Source organism: Chryseobacterium sp. NRRL B-14798 (assembly GCF_050470705.1).
In the GTDB taxonomy this organism is placed as follows: Bacteria; Bacteroidota; Bacteroidia; order Flavobacteriales; family Weeksellaceae; genus Chryseobacterium; species Chryseobacterium cupriresistens.
The window spans coordinates 1843170-1858679 of sequence record NZ_JBFLUL010000005.1; the positions used below are offsets into that span (position 1 = coordinate 1843170).

The following is a 15510-nucleotide window of genomic DNA, read 5'->3' on the forward strand; positions in this document are numbered from 1 at the left end:
ATTTAAATGATGCATAAAAATATATCTATACTCTTCGCTGCTCTGTTTTTATTGGGGAGCTGTGACAAAAAAAACGAGAAAATCAAAGAACCGGAAGGAAAAACCAAAAAGGATGTGATCTCTTTTGCCCCTAAAGTTACCGGAAGGATTCTGAAAATATATGTTTCCGAAGGTCAGACTGTGAAAAAAGGAGATACCCTGGCACAGCTTGATGTACCGGAAGTTTCTGCAAAAATTGCACAGGCGCAAGGAGCAGTAAGTGCGGCTACGGCTCAGGAGCAAATGGCAAAAAACGGAGCAACAGCCGATCAGATGAGACAGCTTCAGGCCAAATATAAAGGATTGAAGGAACAATATGAATTTGCTCAGAAATCATACAGAAGAGCCAATAATATGTTCCGCGACAGTTTAATGTCTCCACAGGCCCATGACGAAATCTACGCAAAATTACAGGGCGCAAAGGCACAATATGATGCTGTAGTGGCAGAACTGGATGATGTGAAAAGAGGAACCCGTTTCGAAAAAGTAGAAATGGCAGCCGGACAGGCATCACAGGCTAAAGGCGCTTTACAGGAAGCAAATGTAGCCTATTCCGAAAGGTATATCATTGCCACCAATGATATGGAAATTGAGACCATCAGCCTGAATACAGGCGAGTTGGCAACCGCTGGTTTTGCTCTGTTCAACGGATATATTCCTGAGAGTACTTTTTTCAGATTTACCATCCCGGAAAGTGCTATTTCAAAATATAAAAAAGGACAGGAGGTCACCATGCAGGTAGTCTATAACAAAGAAAACCTTACGGGAACTATCGTGTATATTAAACAGCTGACAAAGTATGCGGATATCACCACGGCTTACCCGGACTATCAGTTACAAGACGCTATCTACGAGATCAAAGTAAAACCCAAAGACATGAATAAGGCTAAAAATATTTTAGTCAATGCCAACGTAATCCTGAAATAAATTGAAAAGGACAGATGAAGCTTCTATAAAATTTCATTTCGTTCTTCCACTTATAAAAATATACAGATGAAAGAATTTTTCCGTCTTTTGAAACGTGAGTTCAAACTTTTTATCGGCAATTCCACCTTAAGGACGGTGTTCTTTTTGGCACCGGTTTTCTATGCCACCTTGCTGGGGTTTGTCTACAAAAGCGGAAAAGTTGAAAATACTCCTGTTTTGGTTGTTGATAGAGACAATACACCGTTATCCAACCAACTGACGGAAATGTTGGATGATAATAAAAGCATCAAAATTATCAGATATCTGCAGGAACCTTTAAGCATAAAAGATGAGGTAATCAGGCATGAGGCAGCTGCTGTGGTTATTATTCCCTCAAGATTTGAAGGAGATATGCTGCAGAAAAAATATCCTGAACTGAATGTGTATATCAATACAGGAAATGTTTTAACGGCAAATTTTGCATCAAAAGCACTTCAGCTGACCATAGGAACGTTTTCTGCCGGAGCTTCCATTAAAGCACTTCAGAAAGCAGGAATGCCTGCTGCAAAGGCTGCAACACAATATGAACCTTTCAAAGCCAATTATATCACCCTCTTTAACACTACCGGAAATTATCTGATTTTCATGTGGCCCGCAATGCTGGCAGTGGTATTACAGCAGGTCATTCTGCTGGCAATGGCAGTGAGTTTTGCCTCTGAATTTGAAAGAGGATCTTTTGTGAAAGAATATCTTAAAATGAAAAAATGGGCTTTCCCGACCATGTTGATAAAAGTCATTCCGATCTGGGTGTTTTCTGTTCTTATTGTAGGTATTTATTACTTTATGCACATGATTTTCCATGTTCCGATGCCGGAAGGAATTTTTAATTTTATTCTTTTGACCGCTGTTTTTGTAGGATCGGTTTCATTTCTGGGAGTATTCATCAGTATTCTGATTCCGGATGCTTTGAAGGCGACACAAATCCTGATGGTCATTGCTTCGCCGGCTTTCATTATCAGTGGTTTTACATGGCCTTTGAATGCAATGCCTGCTTTTGTACAGTTTATCGCGAATATTATTCCGTTGACTCCCTTTTTACAGGCTTTCAAGATCTTATTGATTCAAAAAGGTTCGGTAGAGCTTACTTTCCCGTATCTGAAACATCTAAGTATCCTTTTAGTAATATATGCTGTTATCGGCTGGATTGCTTTAAAGATCAAACTATGGTTTATTTTCAAAAAATCTGCACCCCAGGAAATTACAATTGAGGATACTTCTCGGGAAGAGATAGAGTAGTTTTTGGTTAATTTGTTGCTGGTTTTTAAGTTAGAGGTTGATATGATGCTGGTTTGCTGGTTACTTTTGTAGTATATAGGCTGGCAGATGATCAGTATCTATACCCGACGACAAATTAAAGAGCAGGGAAAAATACGTAAAAAATAATCGAAAAATAGCCGAAAAACTTTCGAACTCGAATCCCGTACCCCGTAACTCGTATCTCATAACAAGCACCCCTCAATTTTTTCAGCCAACGATAAAATCAAACAAAAAAACTGATATATTTGTCCATAGTAAAATAGAAATTATATGGAAAATGTATTTGATGCAAAAGATGCTCAAAACTATATTGATAGAATAAATAAGTTGGTGGAAGATACACACGGTCTGTGGGGAAAAATGACAGTAGACCAGATGCTGGCACACTGCTGTATTACCTATGAAATGGTATATGAACCGGAAAAACACAAAAAACCGGGAGCGATTGCAAAATTTATATTAAAAACTTTTGTAAAACCTAAAGTAGTGGGAGAAAAAGCATATCCAAGAGATTCACCTACCGCTCCACAGTTTTTGATTACCACCAGAAAGAATTTTCATGAAGAAAAAACAAGACTGATTGGTTTTATCCAGAAGACTCAGCAGCTGGGAGCAGATGCATTCGATGGTAAAGAATCTTTTTCTTTTGGTAAACTGAATTCCCAGGAATGGAACAATATGTTTGCCAAGCACCTGAACCATCACCTGGCACAATTTGGCGTTTAAACACACTTTGTATGAAAAAACTTTTATTACTTTTCATTCTGGCTGCCAATTTTGTATGGGGTCAGATGCCTGATATTTCCAATACATGGCTGAATAACAGTAAACCTTATATAGGAACCATTGGAAATAAAGGTCAGGAACTGAAACTGAAGATCAATATCTCTGAGCAGAATAAAAAAAATGATCAGGAATATTTTGTTTCAGGATATTCCCTTGTGGATACCAATTACACGAAATTTGAAGGCAAAATTACCATTTTAAAATATAAAGATTCCAAAAAACATGGAACCGTATACGGGGAGTATGAGCTGGCGGAAGAGAATAAAGGAAAACATTCCGGACTTTTCAAAGGGAAGTTTGTCTACAATTTCAAATGGAATAGAAAGACAGAGAAAATTGAAGAGCAGCACATCGAACTTACAGGCGATTGGAAAAGTTATGACGGAACCATTGAATTTAAGACCCATCTTAAAAATCAGTAAAACAACCTCATTATTCGACTTAACAATACCCCAGACCTCGGGGGCTTACTTTAAAAACTTACCAACATTATGAAACTAGGCGCATTTTCAATCAGCTTAAGCGTAAAAGATCTTCAGAAATCAAAAGACTTTTATGAGAAGCTTGGGTTTACAACTATGGCAGGAACAGAAGCACAAAACTACCTGATCATGAAAAACGGTTCTACGCTGATAGGACTTTTTCAGGCAATGTTTGATGGGAATATGCTTACCTTCAATCCGGGATGGGACGAAAATGCACAGAATCTGGAATCTTTTGATGATGTGCGTGAAATTCAGAAAAGATTAAAAGAAAACGGAGTTGAAATCAGTAGAGAAGCCGATGAAACCACCTCCGGGCCAGAACATATCTATCTGAAAGATCCGGATGGAAATATGATTCTTATAGATCAACACAGATAATAATTAAAAACACATTGATGATGAGAACATTTAAACGTATTTTTTTACTATTAGCCACATTACTAATCATTTTGCTGATTTGGGCTGCTTTTATTCCGGGTGACTGTCAATATGAAAAATCGATTTCCATTAATGCACCGGTGGAAAAAGTATGGCAGAATACCAATACCCTCAAAGCAATGGATCAATGGAGTCCATGGAATGATCTTGATCCGGGTATGAAAAAAGAGTGGACGGGAACAACTGGCCAGCACGGAGAAAAAGTTTGCTGGGATAGTAAAAATAAACAGGCAGGAAAAGGCTGCCAGGAATTGGAAAAAGTAGATGAAGCTGGTAAAAGAATAGATACGGCAATCAAATTTCTTACCCCTTATGAAAGTGAAGCAAATGCTTACGTAACAGTAGTTCCGGCAGGAAACGGAAGTAGGGCAACATGGGGATTTACTTCTGAGATTCCTTATCCGTTTACCTTGATGAAGTTATTTATGAATATGGAGAATGCTATCGGAAAAGATTATCAGAAAGGGCTTTCACGATTAAAAGCACTGTCTGAAAAACCTCAATAAAAACAAATTGAACTTAAAAAAACAAAACAATTATGGCAACAGTAAACGTTTACCTGACATTCAACGGAAACTGCAGAGAAGCATTCGATTTTTATAAATCTGTTTTCGGAGGAGAATATCCTTATATCGGAACATTTGGAGAAATGCCTCCAATGGAAGGAAAAGAAATGCCTGAAGAAGACAAAAACAAAATCATGCACGTTTCTCTTCCGATCTCTAAAGAAACGATTTTGATGGGAAGCGATACAGGAGGAGAGTGGTCTTCCAACTTCAAGGCAGGAAACAACTTCTCTATTTCTGTGAACGCTGAATCTAAAGAAGAAGCAGACAAATTATTCGGTGGTCTTTCTGCAGGCGGACAGGTAACAATGCCAATGGCTGATACCTTCTGGGGAGCTTATTTCGGAATGTTCAGCGATAAATTCGGAATCAACTGGATGGTAAATTATGACGATCCAGCTAAAATGCAGCACTCATAAAATTTATCTTTGCACTCAAAATAATAAAAAAACCGACAGGAGCCTGTCGGTTTTTTTACTGATAAGTTGCTGAGCTATTATTTCTTTTTAATGATTTTGTAGCTTCCTGATGCTGTTGTGATAAGGTAGATACCATCAGGGAACTCACTTATATCAAACTTATTTTTATCTTTTTCAGCTGTTGTGGATTTCATAAGTTTTCCGGACTGATCATATAAAGAAACATTTTCATTTTTCTTCAGGTCATCCATATAGAAGATACCGGAAGTTGGGTTAGGATAAATATTCTTTTTGTCTTTGATAGATTTTTCTGAAGTGCCCAGCGTAGAAATTTTTGTCCATGTAAATGCGTCCAGGCACATATAGACATATCCTCCGGTGGATTGCAGCTGGATTTCATCAATGGTAGTATTGCTGTTATTCTGATTATTTAGGGAGGAAAGATCAATCAGGGTAAATCCGTTGTTGATACCTGTCGTTCCCGTAGTTGCATTAAATGTAGTATTAAATCCGGATGTTTTTGTGGTGGTGAACTTTGTAACTCCCCCTAATTTTCCCGTAATAATAAGTGTTCCTGATGAGGTAGACTGGTTTAAAGCAGTATTGCTTAAAAATACCCAAAACTTTGATACAGTGAATGCAGAATTGCTTTTAACACTGAAAGAGGGAGAGCTGATATTGGTTGTACCTGTATTGTCGATATAGAAATTATCATTAGCTGTTCCGTTCCAGCCGGTGTTTGGATAATTGCCCTGAATTCTGAAAGTTCCGGCCTGTGATATGATATTGAAAGTATATCCGTTGCTGGTAAAGCTTGTGCTGCCGCCAGATGAAGTTTCAAAAGTCACAGTAGTTGTCTGTGCACTGGTCATTGTAATATTGCTTAAGAAAGCAAAGATTCCAAAAAAGATAATTTTTTTCATGATACAGATTTTTTAATGTTTAAAGAAGATCATAAGCTTCCCGTACTGTTGATGTGCTCATGAGTTTTTTCTGTAAAGGATACCACAAAGTAACCGAGAAATACAAAGTGACAACAGCGTATTAAATGCCGAATTGAAAAACAGGTAGAAATACGCAATTTTGGTGGTTTTTATTATTATAATTTTGAAAAAAGGATATTATGTTAATTAAAATGAATGTATTTCACAGTATGGTTAGTTTTTTTTCATAACTTGTAATGTGTAGCTGAAGTCACTTATTCTAAACCTATTATATAATTTAAAACGAGAAAAACTATGGAATTACCTAAACATGCAGTCTTATTAGATGACGCTAAAAAATGGATCAGCAATTGGCAGAATACAAAAATTATCGATGGAACATCTATCCGGGCCCACCTTATCCCGGCAAAGGACGTTCATGATATTTTTATTAATGACAAAGGATTTGAGAGATACCGGGGTTATAATGCCATTACCGATGAAGGAGAATTTAAATTTCTTCTGGTAGGAGTAGATGCAGATAACAATGATATTGTGGATTATGATAAAGGGTATTATGTATATGACATGACAACACCCTGCCCGAGCGTATGCTCTGCTGCAAAATGGTGGAACCTGTAAACTAGAGATCATTGGATCACTGGATTGAAATATTGTCATTAATTGGAAAAGGCATTCTGCTGATTAACCTGGCAGTATACTGTATAGGTTTTTCCGGAGCCGGAAAAGCCTATACATTCTTCATTGGTTATTTGGCCTGGATATTACTGTGTGAAATTGTTTTTTATGTATTGAACTCACAGAAGATCAATAATCTGTTTTTCTCACATTATTATCTGATAGGCCAATTCATGTTACTGGGATTATTCTTCCATGAAATTGTAACGGAAAAATACCAGAAAAAAACAGCACGTACACTTTTAATTATCATTCCCGTAGTTCTTGTTATACAGTATATCATATACCCCGAAAAGTATTATGTTTTTAATCTTTTTGAAATTTTTGTCACGTCTTATTCAATCATAATTCTGGCATTATTTCATTTATATAATATACTGGATACCCATAAGAAATACAATTATATAAGCCTGGGACTTTTACTTTATCTGATAAGCAGTACCGTAATATTTTTGTCGGGAAACCTGTATACGGTGATGAACAGAAAACTGCATAAAGAGATATGGGTTTTCAATGTTGTTATGTTTATTGTGTATCAGATTTTTATTCTGACAGACTATCTGTCTTCCCGCAAAAAAAATGTGTAATCACTGTTATGACTTTACAAAATGAATGAGAATACAATTATTTCCACTATCGTTTATACCTTTCTGGCATTTACCTTACTGGCCGTTACCCTGATTATATTTTATTATTTTTCTAATAAGAAGATAACAAGAAACCTTATTCAGAAAAAGGAGCTGGAGGTCAGATACGAGAAAGAGCTTACCCACGCCATTATCAGTGCCCAGGAAAAAGAAAGACTGAGAATTGCCCAGGATCTGCATGATGACATCAGTTCAAAACTCAGTGTGGTTTCTTTAAATATCCACCTTCTGGATTTTGATAATCTGGCCAGGGAAGAATACAACGATCTGAAAAATAAAATCATACATCTGGTTAATAAAACTGCAGAAAGTGCCAGACAAATCTCGCACGATCTCCTTCCTCCGATTTTAGAAAAATTTGGACTCCATGCTGCAATAGATGCATTGTGCTCAGAAATTAACTTATCCAAAACCCTACAGGTTACTTATTCCAACAGCTTATACTTTGCAAAAGCAGAAGAAGAAAAAAATTTGCATATCTTTAGAATACTACAAGAGCTCATTAACAATTCCATAAAACACGGGGAAAGTACGCATATTGATATAGAATTTTTGGGAAAAGCCGGAAAAAATACCTGTATCTATAAAGATGATGGGAAAGGATTTGATCTTAATGAAAATACATTGAAAGGTGGATTAGGCTTAAGAAATATCAGAAGCCGGGTAGAACTGATCAATGGAACACTGAAAATTGAAAGTGAAAACAATAAAGGAATTACCGTAGAATTTACATTTTAAATCATTATAAAATGGAAAAGGATATCATTCGTGTCATAATTGTAGACGATGAAGCACTCTTTCGTCAGGGAATTTCATTGTTGATACAGAGAGAAAAAGATATTGAACTGGTAAGTGACTTCAGCAACGGCAAAGAGCTGCTGGATGAGCTTGTAACCCTGGAAAAACTGCCTGATATTATCCTGATGGACCTCAATATGCCGGAAATTAACGGAGTAGAAGCTACCAAACAGATCCACATCAAATATCCCCAGATTAAAATTATTGCCTTAACGAGCTATAACACGAAAGCATTTATTGTCAATATGATACAGTCCGGGGCTTGTTCCTTTCTTAAAAAAAACTCAAGCCCTGCAGAATTGCTCACGGCAATCCGGGAAGTGCACAGCAAAGGTTTCTTTTATAACAATGAGGTAATGGAAGCTTTACATCAAAACCTTACAGAACCTAAGAAAAAGGTTTCCAGTATTTTTGATGCCAATCATATTTCCAAAAGAGAAAAAGAGGTATTGGAACTCATCTGCAAACAATACAACACTTCTGAGATTGCGGATCAGCTTTTTATAAGCTCCAGAACGGTTGAAGGTCATCGCAACAGCCTTCTGTTGAAAACCGGAGCCAAAAATACCGCAGGTTTAGTGGTATATGCCATAGAAAGTAAAATTGCAGATATGAATTATTTAAAAGACAGATTTGAATAATGCTATAGATCTGTTTCATAAAAAAATTAAATAAAATTTATATTTTCTGATTAAATTAGCCTTTGTTTTGATAAGCAGAGCCCAATGGTTTGCTTGTGAGAAACAATAATTTATAGTTAAAAACAGAAAATACAAAAGATGAAATTTACTATTGAAAACATTAAAGCAGAGCACCAAAAAGTAAAAAGCGGAGCTGATTTTCCGCAATATATTCAGGCTATAAAAGCATTAGGTGTCTCTCACTACAAAGCATATGTTTCAGACGGAAATACTGAGTACTTTAATACTGACAACCAATCTGTGCAGACCGGAAGCAAATATGATTTTCTTCCTGTTTCCGATGTTTTGAACCTCGAAAATTTTAAAATAAAACTGAAGCTTCACCAGCAGGGAGGAACAGATTATATAACTTTCTGTAAAGACTGCGCAGAAAACGGAATCACAGGCTGGACAATGGATCTTCATGCCATGACCTGTACTTATTTTGATTACAATGAAACAGATGTTCTTACCGAACAGGTTCCAGGATAATCTTTTACAAAAAAACGGATGCAGACCATTGCATCCGTACTTCTTTAAACTAACTTATAAAATATTGTTTGCTATTATTGATTTAAAATATTAATTTTGTTTAAAACGATAGATAATAGTAATTGGTAAATATGAGAAAGGTTTTTACGAAGTTGGCGTTCACAGTTTTAGGTTTGGGATCCATTTTGACATTTGCTCAAAAAAACGATCTGGGAGCATGGTATATGTATTTTGGAAATAACAAAATCAGTAAGAAGCTGAACTGGCACAATGAAATTCAGTACCGTAATTTCGATGCAGTTGGAGATCTCGAGCAGTTACTGATCCGTACAGGGATCGGATATGATCTTACAGAGAACAATAACAATGTTTTATTGGGTTACGGTTTCATTCTCAGTCAGCCTTACATCAACGGTGAAAAAAAAGAAAATATTGAACACAGGATTTTCCAGCAGTATATTACCAAACAGAAATTCGGACGTTTCTATCTCCAGCACCGCTATCGTTTGGAAGAACGTTTTCTTCAGGATGATTTCAGAATGAGATTCCGTTATATGCTGGGAGTCAATATTCCGATTACTCAAAAAGAATTACTTCCGAAAACCTTTTACGCATCAGTATATAACGAAATTTTTCTGCATTTTGACAATCCGGTTTTCGACAGAAACAGAGTCTATGGAGCCTTAGGATATGTCATCAACAAAAATATGAGGATTGAAGCAGGCTATATGAACCAGATTCAGGAGAACAGAAACCGCGGACAGATTCAGATTGGTTTTTATAATAATATCCCGTTCACCAAAAACTAATAAAACTGTTGCTGAATGCTTCTGGAAATCATTATTTGAAAATTTAATAAACCCTATAAAATAAACACTTATGCATTCAGGAAAAAGATTCGGAGCCCGGGAGTTCATTATCTGGACCAGACGGAGCATTTACGCTTTGGTTATATTATCAGCTATTCCTACAGTCCTGTACTTTTTAGGCTGGAAGTTCCTTTCCGTTCCATGGCAGCCGATTGCGATCATGGGAACAGCGGTTGCCTTTATTGTTGGATTTAAAAACAATGCCAGCTACAGCAGACTCTGGGAAGCAAGACAGATTTACGGAGCCATTATTAATGACAGCCGCAGTTTTGGGTATATTCTGAGAGATGCACTTCTTTCCAAAGACTCCGGTAAAGTAAAAGAAATGTTCCTTCGTCATTATGCATGGCTTACTGCATTGAGATTTCAGCTTCGTGAACCGCGAGCATGGGAAAATATGGGGTCAGATCAGTTTGATGAATATGCTAAAAAATATGACATTCCGGAAAGACTGATTACACTGGACGAAGAACTGAAAAAATATCTTTCTGAATCTGAGCTCCAGTACATTGTAAGCAAAAAAAACAGAGCGACTCAACTCATAGCCAGCCAGAGTAAAGTTTTATCCGAAGCTTACGAAAAAGGAGAAATCAATGATTTTCAATGGACACAGATCAACCAGCAATTGGTGAAGTTTACCGATAATCAGGGAAAAGCTGAAAGAATTAAAAACTTTCCCTATCCGAGAAATTTCTCTTCAATTACAACATATCTATTGCTTTTATTCATTGTTTTTGTGCCTTTTGGATTATTGAAGGAGTTTGATAAATTAGGTGAAGGAACATCGGTAGAAGGCTGGACATTGTGGTTCAATATTCCGTTTTCTTTACTGGTAACATGGTGCTTCCATACCTTGGACAGCGTGGGGGAGGCTTCGGTAAATCCTTTTGAAGGAAGTCCCAATGACGTTCCCATCACCCAGATCAGCCGTACAATTGAAATCGATATGAGAGATATGCTGGATGAATCTGATCTTCCGCCAGCCATTACTCCGAAGAATAATATCGTGCTTTAGATTGATCTTTTTATGATCTCAGATATTGATTAATGACAGACTTCGAATATATCTAAACCTGATAGGTTTCTGAAACCTATCAGGTTTGGGTAATAATAAATATTTGATATCCCATAAAAAATAACACTTAAACTTAAAAAAACTTATTTAAAAATGATTCACAGCTATGTTATAATATCCATTGCAGTCCTGCTGTCTGTGATGATATTGGTGATGATCGGCCAGAAATTAAAAGTAGCTTACCCGATTTTTCTTGTCATTGCAGGATTACTGATAAGCTTTGTGCCGGGAATGCCGCGTATTGAAATAGAACCTGACCTTGTCTTTCTGATTTTCCTTCCGCCAATTTTGTTTGAGGCCGCATGGTTTACTTCATGGCAGGATTTTCATAAATGGAGAAAACAGATTTTTTCAATGGCCTTTGGATTGGTATTCTTAACCTCCATAGTCGTTGCTTATCTTTCATCTTCTATCATTCCCGGACTTACAGTCGCAATGGGTTTCCTGTTGGGAGGCGTCAATTCACCGCCGGATGCGGTAGCTGCTACTTCGGTTCTGAAGCATATGAAAATTCCTAAAAAGATCACTAATATTCTGGAAGGAGAAAGTTTGATCAACGATGCTTCCAGTTTAATTGTATTTAAATTTGCACTGGCCGCCGTTATCTCAGGACAGTTTATCTGGAGAGATGCCGTTCAGGATTTCTTCACGATGGCGATCGGTGGAATTGCTGTGGGAGTGGCAGTAGGCTTCCTGTTTGGAGCTTTATTAAAAGTTATCCCGACCAATTCCAATATCGATACCATTATTACCCTGATCGTACCTTATATTATGTATGTGGGAGCGGAACATTTCCATTTTTCGGGAGTATTGGCTGTAGTTGCCGGAGGTTTATTGATGTCTTATAATTCACATTGCTATTTAAGCCATACCTCCAGGATTCAGTCGGGGAATGTATGGAGTGTACTGATATTCCTGATGAATACCATCATCTTTATCCTGATTGGTCTTGAACTTCCTATTGTAGTGGAAGGGATGAAAGAATATACCATTTCTGAAGGTATTTTCTACAGTGTAGTGATTGGTGGAGCGATTATCGGAACAAGAATTTTGTATAGTTACGCATTAATGTACTTCCCAAGAATCTGCTCTAAAGAATTAAGGTTAAAAGTTCCCAAACCGGATTGGAGAGAGCCTTTTATCATCAGTTTTGCAGCAATGAGAGGAGTGGTTTCACTGGCTGCAGCATTATCGATCCCTGCTTTTTTACCTAACGGAGAAGCGTTTCCACACAGGAATATTATTTTGTTTGTAACATTCGTGATCATATTGATCACCCTGGTAGGGCAAGGTTTATTGTTGGCGCCCATCTTGAAATTATTAAATATTCAGGATGCCGGAAGCGAATTGCCGGAAGAAAAACAGGAGGTAATCCTTATGCGTAAACTGAAAGAAACAGCTTTGCACAAACTGGATAATGACTTTTCTGAATTAGCCGTAACGAACAGCCTCGTACGTCATCAAAAGCACAAGCTGGAAAATGAAATGATGCTGATAGCAGATAAAGCCCAATGCATGGCTTCCACAGGAGATTATGTGTCCGCAATCAACGAAAACAAAGATGTCTTACGCCAGATCATTCAGGCACAGAGAAACGAATTGCACAGAATGAAAAGAGAAAAGATCTTTGATGATCATGTGATGAGAACCATTGAAATGCAGCTGGATTTTGACGAAGCCAAGATCACAGGTTTTTCACATGGGTAATTACAAAATAAACCACAAAAGTCACAAAAGATAAAAGTTAAAATGAACTTGCAGGAATAAAAAGTTCACAAAAGGAAAATTCTGAAATTTTGAAGGCTTACGTGTACTTCTCATGAGTAGAAATTTAAACTTAATAATTTAGTAGATAAAACTTTGTGACTTTTGTGGTTAAAGATTATAGGTAAAATGTGTACATTTAAACATATTAAACCTATAATATGAGTACACCCATCACTGTTCAGTACACCATAAATGCTCCGGCTGAAAAAGTCTGGAAAGCATTAACCGATAAAAATGAGATGAAATCCTGGTATTTTGATATCCAGGATTTTGTTTTGGAAACAGGTAAGGAATTCAACTTCTATGAACCGGGAGGTGAGAATAAATACCATCACCACGCACAGATTTTAGAAATAATACCCAATGAAAAATTAAAGCATACATGGTCTTATCCTGATTTTTCAGCCATGAAGACCATTGTAACCTGGGAACTGCTGCCAGAAGACGGTCAAACTTTAGTAAAGCTGACCCATGAAGATATTGAAAACTTTAAAGACTTAGGAGAAGGCTTTTCAAGAGAAAATTTTGTAAAGGGCTGGAATACGATTTTGGGACAAAGCTTAAAAGAATATTTAGAAAAATAAATCATGATCACATTACACCCTTTTACGATAGAAGATGCTCCACAACTGATTTCAAAGATAAAAGACGAAAGAATGCTTCTTCAGTTTGCCGGTCCGGCATATCGTTTTCCTCTCACAGAAGAACAGCTGGAAACTGATCTGTTCAATGAAAACAGAACTCTTTTTAAAATTACAGATGAGACAGGACGTACAATCGGGCATGCCCAGATATTTCTGAAAGAAAAAACATTCCTGTTGGGAAGAATTCTGATCTGGGATGAGAACAACAGGGGAAAAGGTTATGGAAAGAAGGTGATGCAGGAGCTTTTGAAATATGGCTTCAGTCATTTTGATAAAGAAACAGCAGAGCTGAATGTCTACGACTGGAATACCGGAGCTATTGAATGTTACAGAAAAGTAGGTTTTGCTTTTGACCCATACGTTAAAAGCGAAGCAAAGATTGATCAGGAAACATGGGTTTCCCTGAATATGAAAATTCACAGAAATAGTTTTGAATTACAGGAATCATGACACAATTTACCGCACTTCGCCCTGTTTTATGGACTGAAAATCTTGATGAAACCATAGGATTCTATATGCGTGTTCTTGGGTTTAGCCTTATGGACAGGAATAACGAATGGCAATGGGCTTCCCTTCGTAAAGATGACATATACATCATGCTGTCTCAGCCTAACGAACATGAAAAAAATACTTCCATTGGTTTTTCCGGTTCGTTTTATTTCAATGTAAATAAAGTGAATGATCTTTGGGAAGACCTTAAAACGAAAGCCAAAGTCTGCTATGAAATCGAAACTTTTGAGTGGGGAATGAGAGAATTTGCGATATATGACAATAATGGTTACCTATTACAATTTGGTGAACCTGCAGATAATATTGGGAATACGGAATAAAATTTGCTATTTTTGGAGAAATATTTAGAAATTCAATGAAAAAAAGTATAATAGCGGGTTTCGCAGCGATTTTATTATTGGCGTCTTGTAATAAGGATAAAGAAATTCTTAATACATTAAACACTTATAATACTTCAATGGAGGCGAAGGGATACCATTTCGGAGATAAGCTTGAGCTTCCGAAAGAGGTAACGGAAAATGCAGAAAGCGTAACAATCAGCTTTGGAGATAAAGAAACAACAGATTTAACAATTGATCCTAAATTTTTCACATTAGGTGACAATGCCGTTACATTCAATATTAAAACTAAGGGAGGTGAAGTTCTGAACCAGGATGCAACGATCAATGTATTTGCAAAAAATCCTGAAAAGAATATTCCTTATCAGATTGTAGCCGAATATCCTCACGATCCTAAAAACTTTGTACAGGGCTTCCAGATTGAAGGAAACACGATTTATGAAAGTGACGGGCAGAACGGATCTTCACAGATTTTAAAATATACGCTGGGAACAACAACTCCGCTGGCTTCTACGAAACAGGCTCAGGAAGATTTTTCTGAAGGGAGCACCATCGTAGGTGATAAAGTTTATCAGTTGACGTGGCAGAGTAAAAAAGGATATGTTTATGATAAAAGTTCTTTAAAGCTGCTTTCAGAATTTGCTTATCCAAATGTATTAGGTGAAGGTTGGGGATTAACGTATGACGGGAAGAACCTGATCGCTTCTGACGGAAGTAAACTTTTATATTTCCTTGATGTCAACGATCCTTCAAAACTGATTAAGTATATTGCGGTTGCAGGAAGTTCACAGGCATATGATCAGTTGAACGAACTGGAATACCACAACGGATTTATTTATGCCAACGTATGGCAGAAGCCGATTATTTTAAAGATCAATCCAGCCAATGGAGAAGTTGTGGGAACTTTTGACTTTACTGAAATCGCAAAACAGAATACCAAAGGAAGTGATGATGTACTGAACGGAATTGCCTTCAAAGGGGATAATATGCTGGTGACAGGAAAAAACTGGTCGAAGATTTATGAAGTTGTTATTAAATAAGAAAAGTTAATAACAATTTCTTTCTGAATAAAATAAAGTATGTAAATTGGTAGCGTTCCCTCAGGAGCGCTA

The 15510-nt window shown here is 36.9% G+C and carries 20 protein-coding genes; 19 read left to right on the plus strand and 1 reads right to left on the minus strand.

Going from position 1 to position 15510, the window contains the following annotated elements:
• The first annotated feature begins 9 nt into the window (after nucleotides 1–9).
• The 7 genes from AB1278_RS08625 (at nucleotide 10) to AB1278_RS08655 (ending at nucleotide 4956) form a co-directional block, all read left to right on the plus strand.
• Nucleotides 10–966 carry an HlyD family secretion protein gene (locus AB1278_RS08625; RefSeq protein ID WP_343639013.1) on the plus strand — a complete coding sequence of 319 codons (957 nt, stop codon included), beginning with the start codon at nucleotides 10–12 and terminating at the stop codon, nucleotides 964–966.
• Between the two features lie 66 nt (nucleotides 967–1032).
• Nucleotides 1033–2241: an ABC transporter permease gene (locus tag AB1278_RS08630; RefSeq protein ID WP_202839370.1), complete on the plus strand. Its 1209-nt coding sequence runs from the start codon at nucleotides 1033–1035 to the stop codon at nucleotides 2239–2241.
• 291 nt (nucleotides 2242–2532) lie between these two features.
• Nucleotides 2533–2988 carry a DUF1569 domain-containing protein gene (locus AB1278_RS08635; RefSeq protein ID WP_110011016.1) on the plus strand — a complete coding sequence of 152 codons (456 nt, stop codon included), beginning with the start codon at nucleotides 2533–2535 and terminating at the stop codon, nucleotides 2986–2988.
• An 11-nt stretch (nucleotides 2989–2999) separates the two neighbouring features.
• Nucleotides 3000–3470, plus strand: a complete 471-nt coding sequence (locus AB1278_RS08640; RefSeq protein WP_429813737.1) for a hypothetical protein — start codon at nucleotides 3000–3002, stop codon at nucleotides 3468–3470.
• Nucleotides 3471–3539: 69 nt separating this feature from the next.
• Nucleotides 3540–3911, plus strand: a complete 372-nt coding sequence (locus AB1278_RS08645; RefSeq protein WP_202839374.1) for a VOC family protein — start codon at nucleotides 3540–3542, stop codon at nucleotides 3909–3911.
• Between the two features lie 17 nt (nucleotides 3912–3928).
• Complete coding sequence (locus tag AB1278_RS08650; protein ID WP_395974167.1) at nucleotides 3929–4477, plus strand: SRPBCC family protein; 549 nt, start codon at nucleotides 3929–3931, stop codon at nucleotides 4475–4477.
• 32 nt (nucleotides 4478–4509) lie between these two features.
• The gene (locus AB1278_RS08655; RefSeq protein WP_110011019.1) at nucleotides 4510–4956 is read left to right on the plus strand and encodes a VOC family protein; all 447 of its coding nucleotides are present in this window, start codon (nucleotides 4510–4512) and stop codon (nucleotides 4954–4956) included.
• 77 nt (nucleotides 4957–5033) lie between these two features.
• On the opposite strand, the gene AB1278_RS08660 is transcribed toward AB1278_RS08655, so the two are convergent.
• Nucleotides 5034–5879 (minus strand): T9SS type A sorting domain-containing protein, encoded by an 846-nt coding sequence (locus AB1278_RS08660; protein ID WP_202839376.1) that lies wholly within the window; start codon nucleotides 5877–5879, stop codon nucleotides 5034–5036.
• A 315-nt stretch (nucleotides 5880–6194) separates the two neighbouring features.
• Here AB1278_RS08660 and AB1278_RS08665 point away from each other — a divergent pair, with 315 nt between their 5' ends.
• The 12 genes from AB1278_RS08665 to AB1278_RS08720 all read left to right on the plus strand — a co-directional run bounded on the left by AB1278_RS08665 (nucleotide 6195) and on the right by AB1278_RS08720 (nucleotide 15438).
• Nucleotides 6195–6521: a hypothetical protein gene (locus tag AB1278_RS08665; protein ID WP_395974165.1), complete on the plus strand. Its 327-nt coding sequence runs from the start codon at nucleotides 6195–6197 to the stop codon at nucleotides 6519–6521.
• A gap of 11 nt (nucleotides 6522–6532) precedes the next feature.
• Nucleotides 6533–7165: a hypothetical protein gene (locus tag AB1278_RS08670; protein WP_429813742.1), complete on the plus strand. Its 633-nt coding sequence runs from the start codon at nucleotides 6533–6535 to the stop codon at nucleotides 7163–7165.
• A gap of 21 nt (nucleotides 7166–7186) precedes the next feature.
• A complete protein-coding gene (locus tag AB1278_RS08675; protein ID WP_202839382.1) occupies nucleotides 7187–7963 on the plus strand; it encodes a sensor histidine kinase in 777 nt (258 codons plus the stop codon).
• A gap of 11 nt (nucleotides 7964–7974) precedes the next feature.
• On the plus strand, nucleotides 7975–8664 hold the full coding sequence (locus AB1278_RS08680) for a response regulator transcription factor (protein ID WP_062671771.1): 690 nt from the start codon (nucleotides 7975–7977) through the stop codon (nucleotides 8662–8664).
• Between the two features lie 138 nt (nucleotides 8665–8802).
• Nucleotides 8803–9195, plus strand: coding sequence for a DUF1398 domain-containing protein (locus AB1278_RS08685; RefSeq protein WP_429813746.1), 393 nt, complete (start codon nucleotides 8803–8805; stop codon nucleotides 9193–9195).
• Between the two features lie 131 nt (nucleotides 9196–9326).
• Nucleotides 9327–10004 carry a DUF2490 domain-containing protein gene (locus AB1278_RS08690; RefSeq protein ID WP_202839387.1) on the plus strand — a complete coding sequence of 226 codons (678 nt, stop codon included), beginning with the start codon at nucleotides 9327–9329 and terminating at the stop codon, nucleotides 10002–10004.
• 70 nt (nucleotides 10005–10074) lie between these two features.
• Complete coding sequence (locus AB1278_RS08695; RefSeq protein ID WP_429813749.1) at nucleotides 10075–11079, plus strand: bestrophin family protein; 1005 nt, start codon at nucleotides 10075–10077, stop codon at nucleotides 11077–11079.
• Between the two features lie 153 nt (nucleotides 11080–11232).
• Nucleotides 11233–12846: a Na+/H+ antiporter gene (locus tag AB1278_RS08700; RefSeq protein ID WP_429813752.1), complete on the plus strand. Its 1614-nt coding sequence runs from the start codon at nucleotides 11233–11235 to the stop codon at nucleotides 12844–12846.
• Nucleotides 12847–13064: 218 nt separating this feature from the next.
• A complete protein-coding gene (locus AB1278_RS08705) occupies nucleotides 13065–13490 on the plus strand; it encodes an SRPBCC family protein (RefSeq protein ID WP_395974156.1) in 426 nt (141 codons plus the stop codon).
• 3 nt (nucleotides 13491–13493) lie between these two features.
• Nucleotides 13494–14000, plus strand: a complete 507-nt coding sequence (locus AB1278_RS08710) for a GNAT family N-acetyltransferase (RefSeq protein WP_202839393.1) — start codon at nucleotides 13494–13496, stop codon at nucleotides 13998–14000.
• Nucleotides 13997–14380, plus strand: coding sequence for a VOC family protein (locus tag AB1278_RS08715; protein ID WP_395974153.1), 384 nt, complete (start codon nucleotides 13997–13999; stop codon nucleotides 14378–14380). The genes AB1278_RS08710 and AB1278_RS08715 overlap by 4 nt, the downstream gene beginning before the upstream one ends.
• Before the next feature lie 35 nt (nucleotides 14381–14415).
• Complete coding sequence (locus AB1278_RS08720; RefSeq protein ID WP_429813758.1) at nucleotides 14416–15438, plus strand: glutaminyl-peptide cyclotransferase; 1023 nt, start codon at nucleotides 14416–14418, stop codon at nucleotides 15436–15438.
• Nucleotides 15439–15510 lie beyond the last annotated feature (72 nt).